Here is a 21612-nt window from a genome sequence, read left to right as displayed (position 1 = left end):
CGCTAAGCAAGAACCGGGAAAAGCAGGTGTGACAAGGCGCCCGATTGTACTTGAGCCGCCCCCCGGGAAACAGGCCGCGGGTGACTCGCGAGTGCTCGTACTGGCAAACTACGACGGAATGCCCTTGAGTGTGGCATCTTTCGCCAGCACCGGTTGCGTCAGGCCAGGAGTCGCCATGGGTTCATCGTTGGAAGTGATACTGCCCTTGACCGCTCTTGCCTACCTGAGCGGCACCTGGCTGGGCGCCATCAGCGTCTGCCGCTGGGCCGGGCGCCCGGATCCGCGGCTCAGCGGCTCCTGCAATCCCGGCTTCTCCAATGTGCTTCGCCAGCACGGCGTGCCGCTGGCGCTGGCGACGCTGGCGATCGACGCCCTGAAAAGCTGGCCGGTGCTGCTGCTCGGCCTGTGGATCGAACTGCCGCCCTGGGGGCTAGGCCTGGTGGGGCTCGGTGTGCTGCTGGGTCATTGCTACCCGGCGTGGTATCGCTTCCGTGGTGGCAAGGCGGTGGCCAGCGCCTTCGGCGTGATGCTGTTGTTGACCCCTGGGGTAGCCTTGGTCAGCGCCGTGATCTGGGCGCTGCTTGCCTGGTGGGCGCACACCGCGGCGGTGGCCTCACTGACCAGCGCCACCCTGGCCCCGCTGCTGAGTCTGTGGCTGGCGCCGGACTTTGTCTGGGTGGTGCTGGTATTCGCCGGTCTTGTGGTGGCCCGCCACGCCATCAATATCGGCCGACTGCGCCAGGGCAAGGAGCCCCACCTGTAAAGCGACCGGCTCGATGGGGCAGGCAGGGCTGCTGGGCGTATAGAGAGCGCAATCATGGCCCTTTCTTGGCCCTTTCTTCTTGCTAGTCGACTACGGCGCGCTGAGTTGATCCATCGGCCAGCGCGGCACCGCCTTCATCTGACCCACGATATCCTTTTCTCCTGCGATCAAACGCTGGGCTCCCGCATAAGCGATCATGGCCCCGTTGTCGGTGCAGAAGCGGCCGCGAGGGTAGTAGGCGCGAGCCCCCTGTTTTCGCGTCGCTTCTTCCAGCTTGGCGCGCAGGCGCACATTGGCACTGACACCGCCGGCCACCACCAGGCGGGTGAGCCCGGTCTGCTTGAGGGCCCGACGGCACTTGATCGCCAGGGTGTCGGCGACGGCTTCCTCGAAGGCCCTGGCGACGTCGGCGCGGGCCTGGTCGTCGAGCTGGCCAGCCTGTTCTAACTGACGAATGGCGGTCAGGGTGTGGGTCTTGAGCCCCGAAAAGCTGAAGTCGAGACCCGGGCGATCGGTCATCGGCCGGGGGAAGCGGAAGCGGCCCGGGTCGCCGCTCTCGGCCAGGGCAGCTACCCGTGGGCCGCCGGGGTAGTCGAGGTCGAGCATCTTGGCAGCCTTGTCGAAGGCTTCGCCGGCGGCATCGTCCACCGATTCGCCCAGCAGCTGATAGCACCCGATGCCGTCAACCTGGACCAGCTGGGTGTGGCCGCCCGAGACCAGCAATGCCACGAAGGGAAAGGCCGGAGGCTCGTCCTCGAGCATGGGAGCGAGCAGGTGTCCTTCCATATGATGAACGCCGAGCACCGGAATGCCGAGTGCGCGGGCCATGCCGTGGGCGGTGCTGGCGCCGACCATCAGCGCGCCGACCAGCCCGGGGCCTGCCGTGTAGGCGATGGCGTCCAGCTGGGTGCGTTCGAGCTGTGCTCCAGAGAGCACCTGGTCGATCAGCGGCAGCAGGCGCCGGGTATGGTCGCGAGAGGCGAGTTCCGGCACCACACCGCCGTAGTCCGCGTGCATCGCCACCTGGCTATGCAACGCATCGGCCAGCAAGCCGCGGTCGGTGTCGTAAAGGGCGACGCCGGTCTCGTCGCAGGAGGTTTCGATGCCTAGTACGCGCATGGATCGGGCTCGGGAAACGGTGAAAGGGGGGAGTATTCTACGCCGATTTGGCTTCCGCTGCATAAGCGACGGGCTCCCTTTCGGCGGCCGCGGCGCGCCTTGTGGCAGGCAAGCAGCGCTGGCGGCGGGTGCAGATTGAAGGGTGAGCGAGACGAAAGCATTTGCAAGAAAGCGGGATGGTCACTAAAATACTGTCCGCTGCAAGACTGGGTCGTGCATCCAGGGCTCGCTTCCCCCGTCTCTGTTCCGTTTCAGGTCATGCCCGCAGGGTTCCTGCGCTGAGCTGTTGTCAGCTCAAGGGTTGGCCGGACAAGGAGTGGTGCGGGGTATTGGCCTTGAAGGTGTGCGTACAAACCGAACTCAAGTTACCCAAGGTAGGTGAGTGCTTAATGCCTTCTGTCAAAGTACGTGATAACGAGCCGTTTGACGTCGCTCTGCGTCGCTTCAAGCGTTCCTGTGAAAAAGCCGGCGTTCTGTCCGAGGTTCGTCGTCGTGAGCAGTACGAGAAGCCGACTGCCGAGCGCAAGCGCAAGGCTGCTGCCGCTGTCAAGCGTCACGCCAAGAAGCTCCAGCGCGAGCGCAAGCGTTTCGAACGGCTCTATTGATCCGTACTTGAGTCGAGCGCGGTCCGCCGCCCTCGGTTCAGGAGGACGCCAAGCGGCCGCCATTGAGGTGGCCGCTTGTTTTTCTGACGTTTGTCGCCGACTTCCCGCTTCGCTTCTCTTGCTCCTGCTAGTGCATTGTCTAGCGCGTTTCAGTCTGGACTAGCGCGCTTCAGTCGAGAGGGCTCCTGTCGAGCAGAATATGGCCGGTCAGATTCCCCAGCGTTTCATCGATGATCTCCTTGCCCGCGTCGACGTGGTCGAAGTGGTGGGAGAGCGCGTCAAGCTGAAAAAGGCCGGGCGCAACCATTCCGGTCTGTGCCCCTTCCACCAGGAAAAGAGCCCGTCTTTCACGGTCAGTGCGGACAAGCAGTTCTATCACTGCTTCGGCTGCGGCGCCCACGGCAACGCCCTGCGCTTTCTGATGGAGTACGACAAGCTGCGGTTTCCCGAAGCGGTGGAGCAGCTGGCCTCGCGGATGGGAATGGAAGTGCCGAGGGAAGGAGCGGACGATCCTCGCGCCCAGGCCCGCGAGAAGAAGCGCAAGGAAGGCGTCAACCTGCTGGAAATGTCGGCCAGCTATTTTCGCGAGCGGCTCAAGATGCCGGAAGGCAAGGCGGCGCGCGAATACCTCGAGGGTCGAGGGCTGTCCGATGAGGTGCGCGAGACCTTCGGCATCGGTTACGCGCCGGCCCAGTGGGAGGCGCTGAAGCGACACCTGGGCAGCCAGGGCGTCGATGAGTCGGTGCAGATCGAGTACGGCCTGCTGGTGCATCACGAGGACAGTGGCCGCAGCTACGACCGCTTCCGCGACCGGGTGGTCTTTCCGATCCGCGATATTCGCGGCAGGACGCTTGGCTTCGGCGGCCGAGTGATGGGCGACGCCAAGCCCAAGTATTTGAACTCGCCCGAGACGCCGGTGTTCCACAAGGGGCGCGAGCTCTACGGCCTCTATGAGGCACGTCAGGCCAATCATCGCCTGGAACGCCTGCTGATCGTCGAGGGCTACATGGACGTGGTGGCGCTGGCCCAGTTCGGCATCCGCAACGCGGTGGCGACGCTTGGCACCGCCACCACCGCCGATCACCTGCGTCGGCTGTTCCGTCTGGTCAGCGAAGTAGTGTTCTGCTTCGACGGCGACAAGGCGGGACGTCAGGCGGCGGCGCGGGCGCTGGAAACGGTGCTGCCGGAGATGATCGATGGTCGCCAGGCACGCTTCCTGTTCCTGCCGGAGGGAGAGGATCCCGACTCCCTGGTGCGCAAGGAGGGAACCGAGGCTTTCGAGGATCGGGTGACCTGCGCAAGCCCTCTGTCGGAGTTTCTGTTCGAGCACGCCGCCCAGGGGCGCGATCTGGCCCAGCTTGAATCGCGAGAGCGCTACGCCAGTCAGGTGCTGGCTGCGATCGAGAAGCTGCCCCAGGGGGTGCTCAAGTCGCTGATGCTGACCGAGCTCTCACGTCGCACCGGGGTCGAGCAGTCGCGCTTCGAGGCGCTGCTGGCGCCGGCGCCCGAGGACAACGACTTCGCGCCGGTCGATGAGTTTTTCGAACCCGTCGTCGAGGACGGCGAGCCGGCTCCACGGCCGCGCCGTTCCGGGGGCGCCCTTGGCCTGATGGCGCGAACCCTGCAATTGCTGGTTCACGAGCCCAGGCTGGTGGAGCGCTTGCCCGAATCGCTGGACTGGTGCGGGGGGCAGGACGAGGACGCCCGGCTGTGCCGGGAGGTCATTACCTTGCTGCGCGCTGGCGGCTACTCAAGCGCTCAGGTGCTGCTGATGCACTTCCACGGTAGCGAGGACGGTGAGCGGCTGGCGGCGCTGGCGCGACGGGAGTTGTTGATCCCGGTGGCAGCCAGGGCAGCGGAGCTCGATGGTCTGGTGAGCTATTTTCAGAGAGCCAGTCAGACTCCGTCCCGGCAGGAAGAGATCGACGCCTTGCTGAGGCGGCAACAGTCCGGCGAGCGGTTGTCGAGTGAAGAACGCGGGCGCTTGATGGAGTTGCTGGCGGCGGGCCGCTAGGTCGCTTGCGGGAGGGCGCGAGCGCTGTCACGACGGCAGGTTCGGCTACCACCAATGGTAAGAACCTGTGAGCGTTCGACGACAAATATGAGGTATGGATGCGGGTAGGGTTGAATTTTGTCCTACCATCACCATCTAAGGGATACGGCGCTGACAAGTGGCGCAACCAGATAAACTAACACACCTGAGACATCGCGCAAACACTCCAGACTGGCAGAAGTGGCCCCAAAACCGCTATACTGTCCGGCTTACCGAGTTTCTCCACCTTAGCGCTTCAGGTGCTTCATTCTTCTTCGTCGAGATAGGGTTTCTATGGCTGGAAATGCGCAGCAGCAGTCACGTCTGAAGGAGTTGATCGCGCGCGGCAAGGAACAGGGCTTCCTGACCTATGCCGAGGTCAACGACCACCTTCCCGAAGATATCGCCGACCCCGACCAGGTGGAAGATATCATCGGCATGATCAATGACATGGGTATTAACGTAGTCGAGGAAGCTCCCGACGAAGATACCCTGATGATGTCGGATCACTCAACCGATGAATCCGCGGCTGAAGAGGCAGTGGCGGCCCTGGCCGCGGTGGAAAGCGATGTCGGTCGCACCACGGACCCGGTGCGCATGTACATGCGCGAGATGGGCACCGTCGAGCTGTTGACTCGTGAAGGCGAGATCGAGATCGCCAAGCGCATCGAAGAAGGCACCCGTGAAGTCATGTCGGCGCTGGCCTATGTGCCGGGTGCCGTCGAGTCGATCCTCGATGCCTACGATGCCACCCAGGACGAGGAAGCGCCGGGACGTCTCTCTGACCTGTTTTCCGGCTTCATCGACCCCGACGAAGGCATCCCCGGCGTGGCCGAGGCAGAAGTGCCCGAGGTAGACGAGCAGGCTGCCAGCGACGACGACGAAGACGGCGAGGAAGAAGAGGACGACTCCGGTGGTGGCCCGGATCCGGAAGAGGCCCGTGCGCGTTTCGGGCAGATTCGCGAGCAGAGCCAGGCCGCCAACGCCGCCATCGAGACCCACGGTCGTCAGTCCCGTGAGGCTCAGGAAGAGCTGGCACGTCTGGCCGAGCTGTTCTCTCCGATCAAGCTGGTGCCCAAGCACTTCGAACGTCTGGTCGGACAGGTCCGCATCAGCGTCGAGCAGGTGCGTGCCCAGGAAAAGACGGTGATGCAGCTCCTGGTTAAGCAGGCCAAGGTGCCGCGCAAGGCCTTTATCAAGGCCTTCCCGAGCAACGAGTCCCGGCTCGACTGGCTCGACGACTTCATGGCCGACAACGCCCGCTACGCCGATCGTCTCGCGCCGCTCAAGGCCGATGTTCAGCGTGCCCAGCGCAAGATCGCCTTCGAGGAGGAGATGATCCAGCTGCCGGTGAGCGAGGTGAAGGAGGTCAATCGTCGCCTGTCCATCGGTGAGGCCAAGGCTCGCCGTGCCAAGAAGGAGATGGTCGAGGCCAACCTGCGTCTGGTCATCTCCATCGCCAAGAAGTACACCAATCGCGGCCTGCAGTTCCTCGACCTGATCCAGGAAGGCAACATCGGCCTGATGAAGGCGGTGGACAAGTTCGAATATCGTCGCGGCTACAAGTTCTCGACCTACGCCACCTGGTGGATTCGTCAGGCGATCACGCGTTCCATCGCCGACCAGGCGCGCACCATCCGTATTCCGGTGCACATGATCGAGACCATCAACAAGCTCAACCGCGTTTCGCGGCAGATGCTGCAGGAGATGGGTCGCGAGCCGACGCCTGAAGAACTGGGCGAGCGTCTCGAGATGCCGGAAGACAAGGTGCGCAAGGTGCTCAAGATCGCCAAGGAGCCGATCTCCATGGAGACGCCGATCGGTGACGACGACGATTCGCACCTGGGTGACTTCATCGAAGACTCCACCATGGTGCTGCCGATCGACTCGGCCACCGGCGAGGGTCTTGTCGAAGCCACGCGCAACGTGCTCGGTGGCCTGACCGCCCGCGAAGCCAAGGTGCTGCGGATGCGCTTCGGTATCGACATGAACACCGACCACACCCTCGAGGAGGTCGGCAAGCAGTTTGACGTGACCCGCGAGCGTATCCGTCAGATCGAGGCCAAGGCGCTGCGCAAGTTGCGCCATCCGACCCGCTCCGAACCGCTGCGCTCCTTCCTCGACGAGTAACGCCTGTCTCGACCGAGCAGGGCTTGTTTCGACAGCGAAGCAGTAGGGTGAGCACAGGACGCCCGTGGCGAAAGCCACGGGCGTTTTTTCATGTCATCGAATCAGGGTGAAGCGCTGCCGCACGCGAGCGTTTCCGGCGAGCGAAGGCTGAAAGCGACAACGCCCGCGGTGATGGCCGCGGGCGTTGTCGTGTCACGACGCTGTGGTGGTCGCGAGCTATTGGCTTCTGGCCTGGCGCCGGCGGATCCACAGCACCAGTTCGACCATGGCGAACATCAGCAGGGTGTACCCGAACAGTTCCGTGACCTCTTCGGCGGCGTCCTTGAATACCCTGACGTAGCGTTCGGCGAGCAGGGCCTCCCACATCTCGCTGCGGCCGTAGAGCCGCGAGAAGGCAAAGGTGCAAAGGAAGCCTGCGGCAAACAGGCCGAAGGCGAAGCTTTCGACGAACTCCTCGAACTCGCGCACGAAGGCGTGACGCTGGCGCAGCACGCTATACAGAATGGGCAGCAGCAGCAGGGTCACCAGGGTCTGCCAGGCGCCGTCGAAGACGTAGGCGTCGAGAAAGGCGTCCTGCTCGCGAATCAGGGCGGCGCCGAGCAGACCGAACATCAATAGCGTCACCCGTGGCAGGCCGCCCAGCACCTGGCGGGCGTAGATCAGCAAGAGGCAGCTGATCAGCAGCCACAGTGTCTGCATGCTCTCGGTAAAGCCGACTTCGCTGAAGCGAATCTTTTCGGGCAGGCCGGTCTCCCACAGCACGCCCTGCATCATCGCGCCGATGATCAGGATATAGAGCAAGGCTCTGGCGCAGGTCGCGCGAAAGCTGATGGCAGGCGTGATGGAAGGGGGGGTATTGAGCATCCCTCTCAATCTCCAGAAAAGGGGTGTATCTGGGCGTGATTATACCCGTCGAGCCGGGGGAGTGTCTGGGAATCCCAAAGGATTCTTCGCCAGTCTTCGCCATATGCTTATACAGCATAGGCAAGGCGCAAGACAGGTGCCCGATGGCTTGGTCAGGGCCGCTCGTCCAGGCACGGGGGTTAGTGGTTAGTGCTGCGGCCGGCCTCTTCCACCAGCCAGTCGTGCACGGCCTTGACCCGGCGATCGTCGGTAGCGCCTGCGGCGTGGACGATGCCGTACTGCTTGCCACTGTCGACGCGGGCGCGGAAGGGGGCGATCAGGGCGCCGCTCTTCAACTCGCTGGTGATCAGTGTTTCCCGGGCGATCGCCACGCCCATGCCGGCGATGGCGGCCTCCATGGTGAGGTGATTGCGGTTGAAGGTGTAGCCACGCTCCAGATTGATCGAAGGGGCGCCGATGGCGGACAGGTAGTGGCGCCACTCGCCATACTCCTGGCTGCCGCGCCAGGCGGTGATGTCATGCAGCAGCGGGTACCAGGCCAGGTCTTCGGGACGTCTGAGCGGTGGGCGGCCCTTCAGCAGGCCGGGTGAACAGACCGGGAAGATGCGTTCCTGCATCAGCGGGGTGATGGCAAGTCCCGGATAGTGGCCGTCGTTGAGGTCGAGCGCGAGGTCAAAGTCGCCGTCACGCAACGAGATGTTGCTGTCCTCGGCGGTGATATGCAGTTCGATATCGGGAAACCTGGCCTGCAGACGCGGCAGGCGGGGCATCAGCCACTTGTTGAGGAAGGAGGGCACCGAGCGCAGGCGGATCACCCCACTCATTACCCCGCTGCGCAGGCGACTCACCTCGAGTCCCACCGCCTGGTAGGCGTCGTCCACCACGGCGGCCAGGCGCTTGCCTTCTTCGGTCAGCTCCAGGCGACGGGGCAGGCGTCGGAACAGCTTGAAGCCCAGCCGGTCCTCCAGTTGCTTGATCTGCTGGCTGACGGCGCCGGTGGTGACGTGCAGTTCCTCCGCCGCTCGAGTGAAGGACAGGTGGCGGGCGCTGACGGCGAACCCCTTCAGCCAGGCGTGGGTCTGGGCGTTGAGCAGTCGACTCATTGCGATGTGTTCCGACAAGAGGTCATAGTCTGGCCGTGGTATGGCGGTGGTTTAGGTATGGTTTAGCTGAGCTATAGTGAAGGCAAGATATTCTGCCTTGTCCATCGAAGCGATGGCAGCCAGCATAACGATATCCCGGAGGAACGACAGCCCTCGCTTTAGCGAAATTGACCTCGCAGGTCTCGGACCTCCGCCCCTCATGCCCCACACTTCGCGTCATTCGTACAAGAGGCAGCGCCATGGCTATCAGCGTATTCGACCTGTTCAAGATCGGGATCGGGCCGTCCAGCTCCCACACCGTGGGGCCGATGAAGGCCGCCTACGACTTCGTCGAGGCGCTGCGGTCGCAGGACCTGCTGGAGCGCGTCGCGGGGATCGAGATTCACCTCTACGGTTCGCTGTCGGCCACCGGCAAGGGCCACGCCACCGATCGCGCCTGCGTGATGGGACTGATGGGTGAGCGTCCAGACCGCATCGATCCGGCCGTTGTTGGCCCCTGCATCGAAGAGCTGCTCGAGAGCCAGACCCTGTTGCTTGGTGGTCAGGTGGCGGTGCCTTTCCTGTGGGCCAGAGACCTTAAGTGGCACGAGGAGAGCCTGCCCTATCACCCCAACGCCATGACGCTGGTGGCCAAGGGGCACAGCGAGGAGGTCAAGCGCGAGACCTACTACTCGGTCGGAGGTGGCTTCGTCGTCGACGAGGCCCAGGCCCGGGACGGAGCGCTGGATTCCGACACCACCCCCTTGCCTTACGACTTCAACAGCGGCGCGGAACTGATGGCGCTGTGTCGTCTGCATGGCATGAGCATCAGCGAGCTGATGCTGGAAAACGAGAAGGCCTGGCGCAGCGAAGCCGAGGTGCGCTCCGGTCTGTGGGATATCTGGCAAGCCATGCAGGCCTGCGTCAACCGTGGTGTCGAGGGGGAAGGGGTGTTGCCTGGCGGGCTCAACGTCAAGCGTCGCGCCGCGTCACTGTATCGCCGTCTCGAGGCGATGGGCGATGACGCGGGGCTGATCGCCACGACGTTTTCGGCGATGGACTGGGTCAACGTCTACGCCCTGGCGGTCAACGAGGAAAATGCCGCCGGTGGGCGCATGGTCACCGCGCCCACCAATGGCGCCGCGGGGATCATTCCCGCCGTGCTGCACTACTACATGAAGTTTCAGCCCGGTGCCTGTGAGAAGGACGTGGTCAACTTCCTGCTGACCGCCGGCGCCGTCGGCATCCTGTGCAAGAAGAATGCCTCCATCTCCGGCGCCGAGGTGGGCTGTCAGGGTGAGGTGGGATCGGCCTGCGCCATGGCCGCGGCCGGACTCGCCGAAGTCATGGGGGCCAGCGTTCCCCAGGTCGAGAACGCCGCCGAGATTGGCCTCGAACACAACCTGGGGCTGACCTGCGATCCGGTCGGAGGCCTGGTCCAGGTGCCCTGCATCGAGCGCAATGCGATTGCCTCGGTCAAGGCCATCAACGCCGCCCTGATGGCCTGTCGCGGTGATGGTGAGCACTTCATCTCGCTGGATAAGGCCATCCGCACCATGCGCGACACCGGCGCCGACATGCAGGAGAAGTACAAGGAAACCTCCAAGGGGGGGCTCGCCGTCAACGCCATCGAGTGCTGAGCAGGACGCGGGCGCTGGTCGTGGTGGCTGACCAGTCGCTCGACGAGGACCGAACCATTGGAGCCTCTTCTTTCAGGCCCCCGTCGCGCCAGCGCGACGGGGGCCTTGTGCTTTTCAGGGGGAAAACCTCGCGGGGCCAAGGTGTTGCCGGTTTGTCGTAAGCAACCTATTGAAATGCGGAGAATACATCTTTGGTCTTGTTCAACGCTTGGCCAATTGCGTCGGGCCTTTGACTCTTCTAGCTTACGTAAACGTAAAGTAGAGCGTCGCCATCGCGGCATCGAACAACCATAACAACCTCAAGCCAGGGACCCCGGTCCCGCAGAGGACGCCACATGACCCAGCAGTACGTGCTAGAGACCCGTGGCCTGACCAAGTCGTTTCGTGGCTTCACCGCCGTGGACGGCGTGGATCTCAAGATCACGGAAGGGCACATCCACGCCCTGATTGGCCCCAACGGCGCCGGCAAGACCACGGTCTTCAATCTGCTCACCAAGTTTCTTCCGCCGACCCGCGGCGAGATCCTCTATCGCGGCAAGCCGATCACCCGCATGCGGGCCAACGAGATCGCGCGGCTGGGGCTGGTGCGTTCGTTCCAGATATCCGCCGTGTTCGCCCACATGACCGCGCTCGAGAACGTGCGTGTGGCCCTGCAGCGCAAGCTCGGCACCTCCTTCCACTTCTGGAAGTCAGAGCGCTCGCTGGAGCCACTCAACCAGCGTGCCATGGAACTGCTCGAGCAGGTGGGACTGGCCGACGTCGCCGATGTCCTCACCGTGGAGTTGCCCTACGGACGCAAGCGTGCGCTGGAGGTGGCCACCACCCTGGCGCTGGAGCCCACCGTGATGCTGCTCGACGAGCCCACCCAGGGCATGGGAGCCGAGGACGTCGACCGTATCGTCGAGCTGATTCGGCGGGTTTCTGCCGGGCGTACCGTGTTGATGGTCGAGCACAATCTGAGCGTCGTCAGTCGTCTTTGTGATCGCATCACCGTGCTGGCCCGGGGCTCGGTACTGGCCGAAGGCGACTATGCCAGCGTCTCGGCCGATCCGGCGGTGCGTGAAGCCTACATGGGCAGTGAAGCCAGCGTCGGTGAGGAGGCCAGCGCATGAACCAGACTCTCGACACGCCAACTGCTTCACCGGCGGTCGGCGCCCACGGCGACGAAGCGCTCAGTCTAGCGGACGTCAACGCCTTCTACGGCGAGTCGCATATCCTGCACGGCGTGGAGCTGCGCGTGAAGCGGGGAGAGCTGGTGACCCTGCTGGGGCGCAACGGTGCCGGACGCAGCACCACCCTGAAGACCATCATGAACATGGTCGGTTCGCGCAGTGGCTCGATCAAGATCAACGGCCAGGAGACCCTGGCCATGAAGCCTCATCACATCCCGCGTCTGGGGGTCGGCTACTGCCCCGAGGAGCGTGGCATCTTCGCCAGTCTCGACGTCGAGGAGAACCTGCTGCTGCCGCCCACCGTGCGCTCGGGCGGAATGAGCCTGGATGACATCTACGCCATGTTCCCCAATCTCTACGAGCGGCGTCGCAGTCAGGGGACGCGGCTGTCCGGCGGCGAGCAGCAAATGCTGGCGATGGCCCGCATCCTGCGTACCGGGGCCGAGATCCTGCTGCTCGACGAGATCACCGAGGGGTTGGCACCGGTCATCAACCAGAAGCTCGCCGAGGTGCTGATTACCCTCAAGTCTCGGGGCATGACCATCGTGCTGGTGGAGCAGAACTTCCGCTTCGCCGCGCCCCTGGCCGATCGCCACTTCGTGATGGAACACGGTCGCATCATCGAGACCATCGAGGCGCGTGATCTGGATGCTCGTCGTGAGCACCTCAACAGCCTGCTCGGGGTCTAGTGTCCATGGCCGCTGTCTTCCAGGCTTTAGATAACCTTTGCATCGACCACAAGATGTCCGGCAGTAGCCGTTCAACAACCACTTTCTAAACAACAACCTATTCAACAACAACAAGGGCCGCTGGCCCCAGGAGCCTCCCATGACCAAGGTACACGCTTCCTCCCCCCGTCTTGCCCGCCGCCACCTGGCCCTGGCGGTCGCCGCCGCCACCGGCCTGGGCCTGGCATCGTCGGCCATGGCGCAGGACGCCATCAGCGATGGCGAGGTGCGTATCGGCTATCTGGCCGACATGTCCGGCACCTACCGTGACCTGGCCGGCCCCGGCGGCCTCGAAGCGCTGAAGATGGCGGTGGAGGACTTCGGCGGCGAAGTCGCCGGTGCCCCCATCGAGGTGTTCAGCGCCGACGATCGCAACAGCGCCGACGTGGGCGCCAACACCGTGCGCGGCTGGGTCGACCAGCAGAACGTCGACCTGGTGGCCGGCATGGTCGCCTCCTCGGTGTCCATCGCCGTGACCAAGGTGCTGGAGGAGGCCGGCGGTCTGGCCATCATTTCCGGCTCGGCGGCCTCGAGCATCACCAACGAACACTGCACCCCGAACCATATCCACTACGTCTATGACACCTATCCGCTGGCCAACGGTACCGCCAAGGCGGTGGTCGAGCAGGGCGGCGACAGCTGGTTCATGCTCACCGCCGACTACGCCTTCGGTCATGCCCTCGAGAGCGACGTGGAGAAGGTGGTCACCGACAACGGTGGCACGATCATCGATCGCGTTCGCCATCCGTTCCCGACCAGCGACTTCTCCTCCTACATCCTTCAGGCCCAGGGCTCCGGCGCCAAGATCGTCGGTCTGGCCAACGCCGGCTCCGACACCGTCAACGCGATCAAGACGGCCAGCCAGTTTGGCCTGACCCAGAGTGGCCAGCAGCTGGCCGGCCTGCTGATCTTCCTCAACGACGTCCATGCCATGGGCCTGGAGACGACTCAGGGCTTATTGTTGACCACCGGCTGGTACTGGGACATGGATGACGAGTCCCGCGAGTGGGCCGAGCGCTACTTCGAGCGGGTGGGCAAGATGCCGACCATGGTTCAGGCCGGCATCTACTCCAGCACCACCCAGTACCTGAAGGCGCTGGAAGAAGCCGGCACCGACGATCCTGCCACCGTCAGGGCCAAGCTGGGCGAGGCGCCGATCAACGACTTCTTCGCTCGCAATGGCCAGATTCGCGAGGATGGCCGCATGGTGCATGACATGTACCTGGCCGAGGTGAAGGCTCCCGCCGACTCCGAGGGCGAGTGGGACCTTTACGAGATCCAGGCCACGATTCCGGCCGAAGAGGCCTACCGTCCGCTGTCCGAGAGTTCCTGCAAGCTCGTCAACTGAGCCGCCCGCGCTCGATCTACGCCGGGGTCACCAGGGTGGTGCCCCGGCCTGATGCTCAAGGGAAATCATCATGACCATGATATTCGGCGTACCGCTGGCGGTGTTCATGGGCCAGCTGATGCTGGGGCTGATCAACGGCGCCTTCTATGCGCTGCTCAGCCTGGGGCTGGCGGTCATCTTCGGTCTGCTGAAGATCGTCAATTTCGCCCACGGCGCCCAGTACATGCTGGGTGCCTTTGCTGCACTGCTCGGGGCTCAGTACCTGGGCATCAACTACTGGCTGGCGCTGTTGCTGGTGCCGCTGGTGGTCGGCGCCTTCGGTGCTCTGCTCGAGCGTCTGGTGCTGCGGCGCATTGCCCATCTGGATCACCTCTATGGGCTGCTGCTGACCTTCGGCCTGGCGCTGATCTTCGAGGGTAGCCTGATCAACCTGTTCGGCGTGTCCGGGGCCAGCTACCCGATTCCCGAGGCGTTGAGCGGCGGCATCAAGCTGCCCTTCATGTTCCTGCCGACCTATCGCGGCTGGGTGCTGGTGGCGGCCCTGGTGGTATGCCTGGGCACCTGGTTCATCATCGAGCGCACCCGGCTTGGCGCCTACCTGCGGGCGGGCACCGAGAACCCCGCCTTGATGCAGGCCTTCGGCGTCAACGTGCCGCTGCTGGTCACCTTGACCTATGGCTTCGGGGTGGCCCTGGCGGCCTTCGCCGGGGTACTCGCCGCGCCCTTGTACCCGGTGTCACCGACCATGGGCTCGAGTCTGTTGATCGTGGTCTTCGCGGTGGTGGTGATCGGCGGCATGGGCTCGATCCTCGGTGCCATCCTGACCGGTCTTGCCATGGGGCTGATCGAGGGGCTGACCAAGGTGTACTACCCGGAGGCAGCCAACACCGTAATCTTCCTGGTGATGATCATGGTGCTGATGCTGAGGCCCGCCGGGCTGTTTGGAAAGGAGGCCTGAGATGTCCACAACCACTACTTCGCCGACACCGACTCAGACCCGGGCCCGCGCCGCGCGCCGACGCCAGGGCATGCTGATGATCGTGTTGCTGGCCATCGCCCTGGTCGCGCCGCTGTTTGCCTACCCGGTGTTCCTGATGAAGGTGCTGTGCTTCGCGCTGTTCGCCTGTGCCTTCAACCTGCTGCTGGGCTTCGCCGGGCTGCTGTCCTTCGGCCATGCCGCCTTTCTCGCCACCGGGGGCTACGTCACCGGCTTTCTGCTGTCGAGTTATCCGGGCCTGACGCCAGAACTCGGGATCGTCGTCGGCACCCTGGCGGCGGTGATCCTCGGCACCCTGTTCGGGGCGCTGGCGATTCGCCGTCAGGGCATCTACTTCGCCATGGTGACCCTGGCGCTGGCCCAGATGATGTTCTTCTTCTACATCCAGGCGCCCTTCACCGGGGGCGAGGATGGCCTGCACGGTGTGCCGCGGGGCAAGCTGCTGGGGCTGATCGACCTGTCCGACAACCTGGCGATGTACTACGTGGTGCTGGCGATCTTCGTGATCGGCTTCGCCATCATCCAGCGCACCGTGCACTCGCCCTTCGGTCAGGTGCTCAAGGCCATCCGCGAGAACGAGCCACGGGCGGTGTCACTGGGCTACAACGTCGACGCCTACAAGCTGGTGGCCTTCGTCATCTCGGCGGGACTTGCTGGCCTTGCCGGCGCGACCAAGACGGTGGTGTTCCAGCTTGCCTCGCTCACCGATGCCCACTGGCACATGTCCGGCGAGGTCATCCTGATGACCCTGGTCGGTGGTGTCGGCACCCTGTTCGGCCCGCTGGTCGGCGCTGGCCTGGTGGTCAGCCTGCAGACTCAGCTGGCGCAGTCGCCGCTGGGCAACTGGGTCAGTGTCATCCTGGGGTCCATCTTCGTGCTCTGCGTGCTGAGCTTTCGCAGCGGTATTGTCGGCGAGATCCAGAACATGGTGCGCAAGAACTTCAAGTAGTCATCCCTCCTCCGGTGTCCTTGACGCAATGCCCGGCCTTCAGGTCGGGCATTGTTGTTACCGGCATGTCTGCAGTGCTGCGGCCTTCCTGTTCTGGTGTCCCTGCACGGGTCTTGCCTGACCTGTAATACCTGACGTTGGTGTCTTCCCGGTTCATTTCCCTTCCGTGGTGGATGGGTGTGTGCGTTTATTCGGCAAGTTCCGGTTGATAAGTGACCAAGTTTTGCCATGTGAATTTCTGGCGATATTGGCACAGAGTTTGTTGTGGTGTTTTTTGTAGGATTTTGCCGTCTAACTATGACCGGTCCTGCAAAAAAATGGGTTTTTGCATAAGGTGACTTTAAGGCTGAACTTTGGGGGTTTTCTTAAACTATTGAAAGGACAGGGGGCTTTCGGTTTTTTACGGTGTTTGGTTTATTGTGGATGTTAGTTTTACCCCCTTATTTTTCAAACATAAGTACTTGTTGATAGGATATTTCTTACAAATTATTGGTCGTATGCCTACACCAAAAAGGTTTTATTTTGTGCGCCGCATCATTGGGGAGATGGTAGGATTCCTGACGTTGGCGTCATAATACTTACATAATTGCTAATGTGATTGTCGGTGAAGGTTGGTGTTAAACCACTTTGCTGTTTCATCATTGTATTGGTGGTTGGCAGTCAAACCATGATGGATGTCAGCTTTATTCACATTTTCGTGTGTTGATATGCCAAGGACCGAGGCGGAATTTTCGGGACAAGTACGTTTAAGTGGGTTGAAGGCTCCTCGCAGGGAGGCCGCACATCGTTATGCAAGAAGAAAAAACAGCAGTTCTATGCAATGTCGTGAATCTGCCGGTAGGTGTCCGACCTTGCATTGTCTCACGTTATCGCCTTTTCGGGGCGGTAGTGCCCGTGCTTCTGATTGCCTTGATCAGTGGGTGTTCGTCGTCTGACGTGATGGAGTCCAGTCCGCAGGAGGTGGTCGTCACCGAGCGCTTTGTCGGTGAGCTTCCCTGCATGGGATGTCGCCTGGTACGGGCGGATATCACGCTCAAGAGGGACGAAGAGAGCGGGCAGCCTGATGGCTTCTTCATGCACCGGACCCGAGTCGATGCGGCGGAGGGCAATGTGTCTTCGACGCTGTGGGGCGACTGGCGTCAGGAGCACCGGGATGATGCCACCTACTACTGCCTCGAAGCCCGCCCGCAAGAGATCACGTTTCAGCTGAGCGAAGAGGGCGATCGTCTCCTCTGGGTGCCACCGGATTCTGCCGGCGATGGCGATGAGCTGGTCGGCTTCGTCCTGCGTCAGGCAGAGCCACTGTTGTAGCTATTGGCCTCGCTACGAGCTGGACGTTCTGTCGATCCGTCCTGGCCTTTTTCGGTCAAGGGCAACGGCCTCTCGGCGTTGGAAACTATGCAGACTTTCAGACGAGCCAGGATGGGTGAGTCTTTCAAGCGGAGGAAGCCAGGTGGCGGATCCATCTTTTGATCTCGACGGGTTTATCAGGCTGAGAAAGCAGACCCGCGTCGTCGGCGACCTGCTCCAGGAACAGGCCACGGACTATCTGGCGACCCTGGCGCTGTTGATTCGGCCGCAGCGTATTTTCGGCGAATACCTGCTGGGCGCGCCAAAAGGTAATGGTCGCGATGCGCAGCATGCGTTCAAGGACTTCAAGGCGCTGTTCGAGGCGACGGCGGGGGCACAGCCGTTTCGCCTGATCCAGGAGCTGGAAGTCCCGCTGGATATTCTGAGCTCGACGCCACAGCTCTATCCGTACGAATACGACGTGACTCTGGAAGGCCGTGCCAGGCCGGTGAGAGTGACCAGTCCGGTCAAGTGGGTGGTGGGATACAGAGGGTTCGAGCTGCAGCGATTTCGCCAGATCATCAAGGACCCCAATCGCAGCACGGCGGAGCTTTTCAGGTTCGTGGCGCACTACCTGATGCTGTTTTTCTGCCTTAACCGTGAGCCCGGACTGGGACGACTGCTGCTCGGGCTTCGCTTCCCCGTCAGCTTTGAACGGCTGTCAGATTTCGGCGATATGCCGTTTTGCGTGATAGGTGCGCCGGTAGCGTCTCATCTGCCCGCCCACAGCATGATTCTGCGAAGTACCGAAGTCGCCGGCAACAACTCCTTCGAGGAGTTGGTCGAGCTGGGTGATATCGAAGCGATAGAAGACGGCATCAAGGAGCGCCTGTTGAAGGCGGTAGCAGCGATCTGAGCCCGACATCAGTTTATCAAACGCACATTCGAGGAAGTCGACGCCATGGCGGAAAAGGACAGTACACAGCACAAGCTGGGCCGTATTCGTGCCCCGCGCGTACACATCACCTATGACGTGGAGATCGGTGACAGCCAGGAACAGAAGGAGCTTCCCTTCGTTGCGGGTGTCATCGGTGACTACACCGGCAACCCACTGAGCCCTCCGCCGAAACTCAAGGACCGCAAGTTCGTTGCCATCGATCGTGACAACTTCGACAGCGTGCTCAAGGGCTTCAAGCCGCGGCTCGGCGGTCTCAACCTACAAGCGCAACACTATTGGAGTGCCGGAGATCCGGGCACTGACTTCTGGAGAACCTCCGCGTATACCTCCAGAGGCGTCTTGGCGTTCAACGTCTCTCTAGGCCTGGTATTGAGTGAGTCTGCGATCTCATCGAGCTCCTCCTGGGTGTAGGTCGATAGGTCTGTTCCTTTGGACAGATACTGTCGAAGCAGACCATTGGTATTCTCGTTAGACCCACGTTGCCACGGGCTGTGTGGATCGGCGAAGTAGATGGCTGTCCCGGTACGTTGGGTTATTTCGGCATGCTTGACCATCTCGCTCCCTTGGTCGTAGGTCATCGACAGCCGTAGTGAGCGTGGAACACGGTTCAATTTGTCACTAAAGCCGACCATCGCATCCGTCGCGGTCGTACCGTCCATTTTCACCAGGATGACGAAGCGTGTCGTGCGCTCAACCAACGTGCCTACGGCAGAACGGTTGCTGGCCCCCATGATGAGGTCGCCTTCCCAATGCCCGGGCATCAACCGATCTTCGATCTCAGGCGGCCGGAGATGAATACTGACCAAGTCAGGAATTTGGCGGCGACGATCCTTGCCACGACTGCGTGGACGCCGCTTTCCCTTCCCCTGCCGAAGGCAAGCAATGAGCTCTTTTTTCAGCGAGCCTCGGGGCATCACATAGAGCGCGTTGTAGATGGCCTCGTGGGAGACCTGACGTGTAGGGTCATTTGGATACATGCGCTTCAGTGTGATGGCTATCTGCCTAGGAGACCAGTACTTGCGCAACAGGTAGGTCACCAGATCGAAGAGAGGCGTACCAAGGCGCAACTTAGATTGTCGTCGTGCTCGATGTCGCGTCAGCGTGGCCCTGAAACCCGCCAGACTGGCGTCATAGCCAGCATGAGAAGGTACCGCATGCCGAGCCAGTTCTCGAGAAATCGTGCTGGCAGCTCTCCCAAGGAACTTGGCGATGGAGCGTATCGAGTGACCTTCACGCATCAGCATGATGGTGGCACGTTCTTCAGCAGTAAGGTGGTGGTAGCAATGAGTCATAGCGATAGCGTACCTGATCGATCAGGTGTTGCACTTGCTCATTGAGACCGCCTACCTGAGTGGCCGGCCGATATCGCTTCACAGTGTCATGCGCCTAAAAATGATCCCTATGCCAAGACTGGAGAGGATAATACCCCCTTTACTTTTTCGAAGGGACATGGCCAATCATCTGTTTCTGTATGGGTAGTTTGATTTCGATTTCCATCATTACATGGGCGGCTTACACCTATGCAGGTATGATTATGGCGTTATTTTAGTGTTCTTCGTCGCAGGGTTTGGAGTTTTAACTCCCTTTGGTTAGAGAGGGCTGATGCAGCTTCTGAGTGCAACATCGTCAATGCGTTGATGACGGAGCTTCATGGTACTGCGCCATCAGTTCGCTCATCGTTTCAATGGGGCACTTGAAATCCAAGCGCTTTCGCGGATGCATGTTCAGTTCAAGCGCGATTTCATCTAGTTCTTGCTGGCTATAGACCGATGGGTCCGTTCCCTTGGGCAGATATTGCCGGAAGCCTATTGATATTTTCGTTGGCACCTCTCTGCCACGGGCTATGCGGGTCACAGAAATAGATGGCAACACCGATATTCTGAGTAATCTGGGCATGCTTTATCATCTAGCGTCCCTGGTCATACGTCATGCTCTTCCGTGCAGCCAATGGCATTCGGTTCAGCGCAGCGCTAGAGCCTTCCACGGCAGCGGTGGCGGTTGCGGTTGCATCGTTCCTCCTCGCCAGAATCAGGTAACCGCTTTTCAATTCGACGAGGGTGCCGACAGCCGATGCATTGCCCTTGCCTTTGAGTGGGCGGACGTGCTGGTTTAGCAGAAATTCCTGCTGAAGTGTCAGATAATAATGGGTGCTATACGATTCATTTTGACGAGTCATATAGTAATCTTTACGTTGGTGAATCGATTTTGGTGCGAGTCTCGGTGCGTAATGTTGATATTCCGTGGAGTAGTTCTGAGAATTTCATAGTAAGGTTTTAAATAATGCAAAAAATTCTTTCGTTTGTGTTTTTTGTTTTTATATCTGCATGTGATAATAAAGAGACAAGTGGTACTGAGAGGTTAGCGCTTGGAGAGTCTGCATTCATAGTGAACAATGATAGTGGCCCATTTTCGATGGCACCTTTTTTAAAAGATATTGATTTGTCAGACATTATAGAAAAACATCAAGGAGGCGATGCTAAGTCAGAATATTTTTTAGGTGTCTCTTTGATGTATGGGTATGATGTTGGGATGAATAAAGAGGAAGGCGTTAGGATTTTAGAGTCAGCGTGGAAAGGTGGTGTCGTAGATGCTGGTTATGATTTATATGAGGCTTATTATTATGGAGGCGGTGCTTCGGTCGATTTTGTAAAAGCTCTTTATTATCTTATAGTCTCTGCTGAAAATGGTTATATTAACTCCCAGAGAGAAATCGCCTTTGCTTATATGTGGTGTCTCGGATGTTCAATTGACCAAAAGGAGCTATCCTTTGATAGCCGCCCGAGGGCTTCTCCGTCAGTTCATCCAGGAGCATTGCCATGGAGATCAAGCTTCATAAGCAAGCCACTACAACCCCGAAGATTCGCGCTGAGATCCAGGCGGCTCCTGCTCACATTACCGATACGGCGCTGGCGGAGCGTTTTGGTGTCAGTGACATGACGATACGTCGGTGGCGGCACCGCGATGACGTCTATGATCGCCCCCACACCCGTCACAACCTCAAGGCAACGCTCAACCACGAGCAGGAAGAGGTGCTGATTGCGGCACGCGAATTCCTTCGTCTCGGGCTCGACGACCTGCTCGTCGTCGCCCGGGAGTTCTTGCATCCCACGCTATCCAGAGCGGCGCTCCACCGGATGTTGAAACGCCGCCAGGTGCCCACCTTGGCCCAATTGGCTAAGAGGGATCAGGAGGGCAAGAAGGAAACGCCCAAGCCCTTTCGAGACTACGAACCGGGCTACCTCCATATCGATATCAAATATCTGCCGCAGATGCCTGATGAGACGCAGCGCCGCTATCTGTACGTTGCCATCGACCGAGCTACGCGCTGGGTCTATCTGGAGCTGCGCTCCAGCCAGGCGGCAAGCGATGCTGAAGCGTTTTTCCATCGGGTCGTTGAGAAGGCCCCGTTCAAGGTCCAAAAGGTGCTGACGGACAATGGCAAGAGCTTCACGGATCGCTTCACCTCTGGTGGAGAGCGCAAGCCCACCGGACAGCATCCGTTTGACCAGGCATGTGCAGAGCACCACGTGGAGCACCGCCTGATTCGACCGGGCCACCCTCAAACCAACGGAATGGTCGAACGCTTCAATGGCCGTATCAGTGACGTCTTGGCGACGCGTCGCTATGTCTCCGGAGAAGACCTGGAGCAAACGCTAAAACGATACTGCTGGCTGTACAATCATCACATCCCGCAGAAGGCATTGAAGCACCAAGCCCCCATTTCAGCGATGAAAGACTGGCAGAACAGGCGTCCTGAGCTATTCACCAAGCGTGTAATTAATCATCCGGGACCTGACACTTATAAAGGGAAAATGCCAGTTGATCTGGTGGAAGTTGATTATGAGGCGGCTCTTAGATGGTTTATCGAAGCGGCTAATGGTGGTGATAAGATTTCTGCTTCTAATGTTGCTCAAATGTTTTATGATGGTGATGGT

At 60.8% G+C, this 21612-nt stretch carries 17 protein-coding genes and 3 pseudogenes; 15 read left to right on the top strand and 5 right to left on the bottom strand.

Annotated elements, in window-relative coordinates:
- The first annotated feature begins 175 nt into the window (after window positions 1-175).
- Window positions 176-763: a glycerol-3-phosphate acyltransferase gene (locus NFI08_RS13520; protein ID WP_286986044.1), complete on the top strand. Its 588-nt coding sequence runs from the start codon at window positions 176-178 to the stop codon at window positions 761-763.
- Between the two features lie 90 nt (window positions 764-853).
- Here the strand turns inward: NFI08_RS13520 and tsaD are convergent, their stop codons facing one another.
- A complete protein-coding gene (gene tsaD, locus NFI08_RS13515) occupies window positions 854-1882 on the bottom strand; it encodes a tRNA (adenosine(37)-N6)-threonylcarbamoyltransferase complex transferase subunit TsaD (protein WP_349589961.1) in 1029 nt (342 codons plus the stop codon).
- A 389-nt stretch (window positions 1883-2271) separates the two neighbouring features.
- Between tsaD and rpsU the strand changes: the two genes are divergently transcribed.
- From rpsU to rpoD, 3 genes are all read left to right on the top strand, one after another.
- Window positions 2272-2487, top strand: a complete 216-nt coding sequence (gene rpsU, locus NFI08_RS13510; RefSeq protein ID WP_013333229.1) for a 30S ribosomal protein S21 — start codon at window positions 2272-2274, stop codon at window positions 2485-2487.
- A gap of 199 nt (window positions 2488-2686) precedes the next feature.
- Window positions 2687-4501: a DNA primase gene (gene dnaG / locus NFI08_RS13505; RefSeq protein WP_253555379.1), complete on the top strand. Its 1815-nt coding sequence runs from the start codon at window positions 2687-2689 to the stop codon at window positions 4499-4501.
- A gap of 312 nt (window positions 4502-4813) precedes the next feature.
- Complete coding sequence (rpoD, locus tag NFI08_RS13500; RefSeq protein ID WP_108131339.1) at window positions 4814-6649, top strand: RNA polymerase sigma factor RpoD; 1836 nt, start codon at window positions 4814-4816, stop codon at window positions 6647-6649.
- Window positions 6650-6865: 216 nt separating this feature from the next.
- Here the strand turns inward: rpoD and NFI08_RS13495 are convergent, their stop codons facing one another.
- Together NFI08_RS13495 and NFI08_RS13490 are read right to left on the bottom strand one after the other, a co-directional pair.
- Entirely contained in the window at window positions 6866-7513 is a 648-nt protein-coding gene (locus tag NFI08_RS13495; protein ID WP_349589956.1) for a hypothetical protein, read from the bottom strand.
- Window positions 7514-7692: 179 nt separating this feature from the next.
- Entirely contained in the window at window positions 7693-8616 is a 924-nt protein-coding gene (locus NFI08_RS13490) for a LysR substrate-binding domain-containing protein (RefSeq protein ID WP_108131341.1), read from the bottom strand.
- A gap of 239 nt (window positions 8617-8855) precedes the next feature.
- Here NFI08_RS13490 and NFI08_RS13485 point away from each other — a divergent pair, with 239 nt between their 5' ends.
- The 9 genes and pseudogenes from NFI08_RS13485 to NFI08_RS13445 all read left to right on the top strand — a co-directional run.
- On the top strand, window positions 8856-10235 hold the full coding sequence (locus NFI08_RS13485) for an L-serine ammonia-lyase (RefSeq protein ID WP_124802748.1): 1380 nt from the start codon (window positions 8856-8858) through the stop codon (window positions 10233-10235).
- 335 nt (window positions 10236-10570) lie between these two features.
- Window positions 10571-11347 (top strand): ABC transporter ATP-binding protein, encoded by a 777-nt coding sequence (locus tag NFI08_RS13480; RefSeq protein ID WP_124802746.1) that lies wholly within the window; start codon window positions 10571-10573, stop codon window positions 11345-11347.
- Entirely contained in the window at window positions 11344-12096 is a 753-nt protein-coding gene (locus NFI08_RS13475; RefSeq protein ID WP_349589951.1) for an ABC transporter ATP-binding protein, read from the top strand. The genes NFI08_RS13480 and NFI08_RS13475 overlap by 4 nt, the downstream gene beginning before the upstream one ends.
- A gap of 139 nt (window positions 12097-12235) precedes the next feature.
- Window positions 12236-13483, top strand: coding sequence for an ABC transporter substrate-binding protein (locus tag NFI08_RS13470; protein ID WP_108448079.1), 1248 nt, complete (start codon window positions 12236-12238; stop codon window positions 13481-13483).
- A 70-nt stretch (window positions 13484-13553) separates the two neighbouring features.
- Window positions 13554-14441 (top strand): branched-chain amino acid ABC transporter permease, encoded by an 888-nt coding sequence (locus NFI08_RS13465; RefSeq protein WP_045991867.1) that lies wholly within the window; start codon window positions 13554-13556, stop codon window positions 14439-14441.
- A gap of 70 nt (window positions 14442-14511) precedes the next feature.
- Complete coding sequence (locus tag NFI08_RS13460; RefSeq protein WP_371931873.1) at window positions 14512-15429, top strand: branched-chain amino acid ABC transporter permease; 918 nt, start codon at window positions 14512-14514, stop codon at window positions 15427-15429.
- Window positions 15430-16323: 894 nt separating this feature from the next.
- The gene (locus tag NFI08_RS13455) at window positions 16324-16740 is read left to right on the top strand and encodes a hypothetical protein (protein WP_162816382.1); all 417 of its coding nucleotides are present in this window, start codon (window positions 16324-16326) and stop codon (window positions 16738-16740) included.
- 142 nt (window positions 16741-16882) lie between these two features.
- Window positions 16883-17635 carry a hypothetical protein gene (locus tag NFI08_RS13450; RefSeq protein ID WP_045991870.1) on the top strand — a complete coding sequence of 251 codons (753 nt, stop codon included), beginning with the start codon at window positions 16883-16885 and terminating at the stop codon, window positions 17633-17635.
- 45 nt (window positions 17636-17680) lie between these two features.
- Window positions 17681-17911 (top strand): annotated as a pseudogene (locus NFI08_RS13445) (type VI secretion system contractile sheath small subunit); the annotation flags it as partial.
- Window positions 17912-17949: 38 nt separating this feature from the next.
- Here NFI08_RS13445 and NFI08_RS13440 read toward each other — a convergent pair.
- The gene (locus NFI08_RS13440; protein ID WP_349589945.1) at window positions 17950-18969 is read right to left on the bottom strand and encodes an IS30 family transposase; all 1020 of its coding nucleotides are present in this window, start codon (window positions 18967-18969) and stop codon (window positions 17950-17952) included.
- 334 nt (window positions 18970-19303) lie between these two features.
- Window positions 19304-19769, bottom strand: a pseudogene (locus NFI08_RS13435) (IS30 family transposase); the annotation flags it as partial.
- 188 nt (window positions 19770-19957) lie between these two features.
- On the opposite strand from NFI08_RS13435, the gene NFI08_RS13430 reads away from it, so the two are divergent.
- Both NFI08_RS13430 and NFI08_RS13425 read left to right on the top strand, forming a co-directional pair.
- Window positions 19958-20614: a tetratricopeptide repeat protein gene (locus NFI08_RS13430; protein WP_349589942.1), complete on the top strand. Its 657-nt coding sequence runs from the start codon at window positions 19958-19960 to the stop codon at window positions 20612-20614.
- Window positions 20500-21474, top strand: a pseudogene (locus NFI08_RS13425) (IS481 family transposase); the annotation flags it as partial. The gene NFI08_RS13430 and the pseudogene NFI08_RS13425, both read left to right, overlap by 115 nt.
- Between the last annotated feature and the right edge of the window lie 138 nt (window positions 21475-21612).

This window comes from Halomonas sp. EF61, assembly GCF_040147045.1.
Classification (GTDB): Bacteria; Pseudomonadota; Gammaproteobacteria; order Pseudomonadales; family Halomonadaceae; genus Halomonas; species Halomonas litopenaei.
Note: the sequence above shows the minus strand (reverse complement) of the source record. Positions and strands in the feature narration are given on the sequence as shown.

Bases quoted from the DNA above. Each gene is read 5' to 3' on its own strand.
- NFI08_RS13520 (WP_286986044.1), top strand. From the start codon at position 176: ATGGGTTCATCGTTGGAAGTGATACTGCCCTTGACCGCTCTTGCCTAC.
- tsaD (WP_349589961.1), bottom strand. From the start codon at position 1,882: ATGCGCGTACTAGGCATCGAAACCTCCTGCGACGAGACCGGCGTCGCC.
- rpsU (WP_013333229.1), top strand. From the start codon at position 2,272: ATGCCTTCTGTCAAAGTACGTGATAACGAGCCGTTTGACGTCGCTCTG.
- dnaG (WP_253555379.1), top strand. From the start codon at position 2,687: ATGGCCGGTCAGATTCCCCAGCGTTTCATCGATGATCTCCTTGCCCGC.
- rpoD (WP_108131339.1), top strand. From the start codon at position 4,814: ATGGCTGGAAATGCGCAGCAGCAGTCACGTCTGAAGGAGTTGATCGCG.
- NFI08_RS13495 (WP_349589956.1), bottom strand. From the start codon at position 7,513: ATGCTCAATACCCCCCCTTCCATCACGCCTGCCATCAGCTTTCGCGCG.
- NFI08_RS13490 (WP_108131341.1), bottom strand. From the start codon at position 8,616: ATGAGTCGACTGCTCAACGCCCAGACCCACGCCTGGCTGAAGGGGTTC.
- NFI08_RS13485 (WP_124802748.1), top strand. From the start codon at position 8,856: ATGGCTATCAGCGTATTCGACCTGTTCAAGATCGGGATCGGGCCGTCC.
- NFI08_RS13480 (WP_124802746.1), top strand. From the start codon at position 10,571: ATGACCCAGCAGTACGTGCTAGAGACCCGTGGCCTGACCAAGTCGTTT.
- NFI08_RS13475 (WP_349589951.1), top strand. From the start codon at position 11,344: ATGAACCAGACTCTCGACACGCCAACTGCTTCACCGGCGGTCGGCGCC.
- NFI08_RS13470 (WP_108448079.1), top strand. From the start codon at position 12,236: ATGACCAAGGTACACGCTTCCTCCCCCCGTCTTGCCCGCCGCCACCTG.
- NFI08_RS13465 (WP_045991867.1), top strand. From the start codon at position 13,554: ATGACCATGATATTCGGCGTACCGCTGGCGGTGTTCATGGGCCAGCTG.
- NFI08_RS13460 (WP_371931873.1), top strand. From the start codon at position 14,512: ATGCTGATGATCGTGTTGCTGGCCATCGCCCTGGTCGCGCCGCTGTTT.
- NFI08_RS13440 (WP_349589945.1), bottom strand. From the start codon at position 18,969: ATGACTCATTGCTACCACCACCTTACTGCTGAAGAACGTGCCACCATC.
- NFI08_RS13430 (WP_349589942.1), top strand. From the start codon at position 19,958: ATGCAAAAAATTCTTTCGTTTGTGTTTTTTGTTTTTATATCTGCATGT.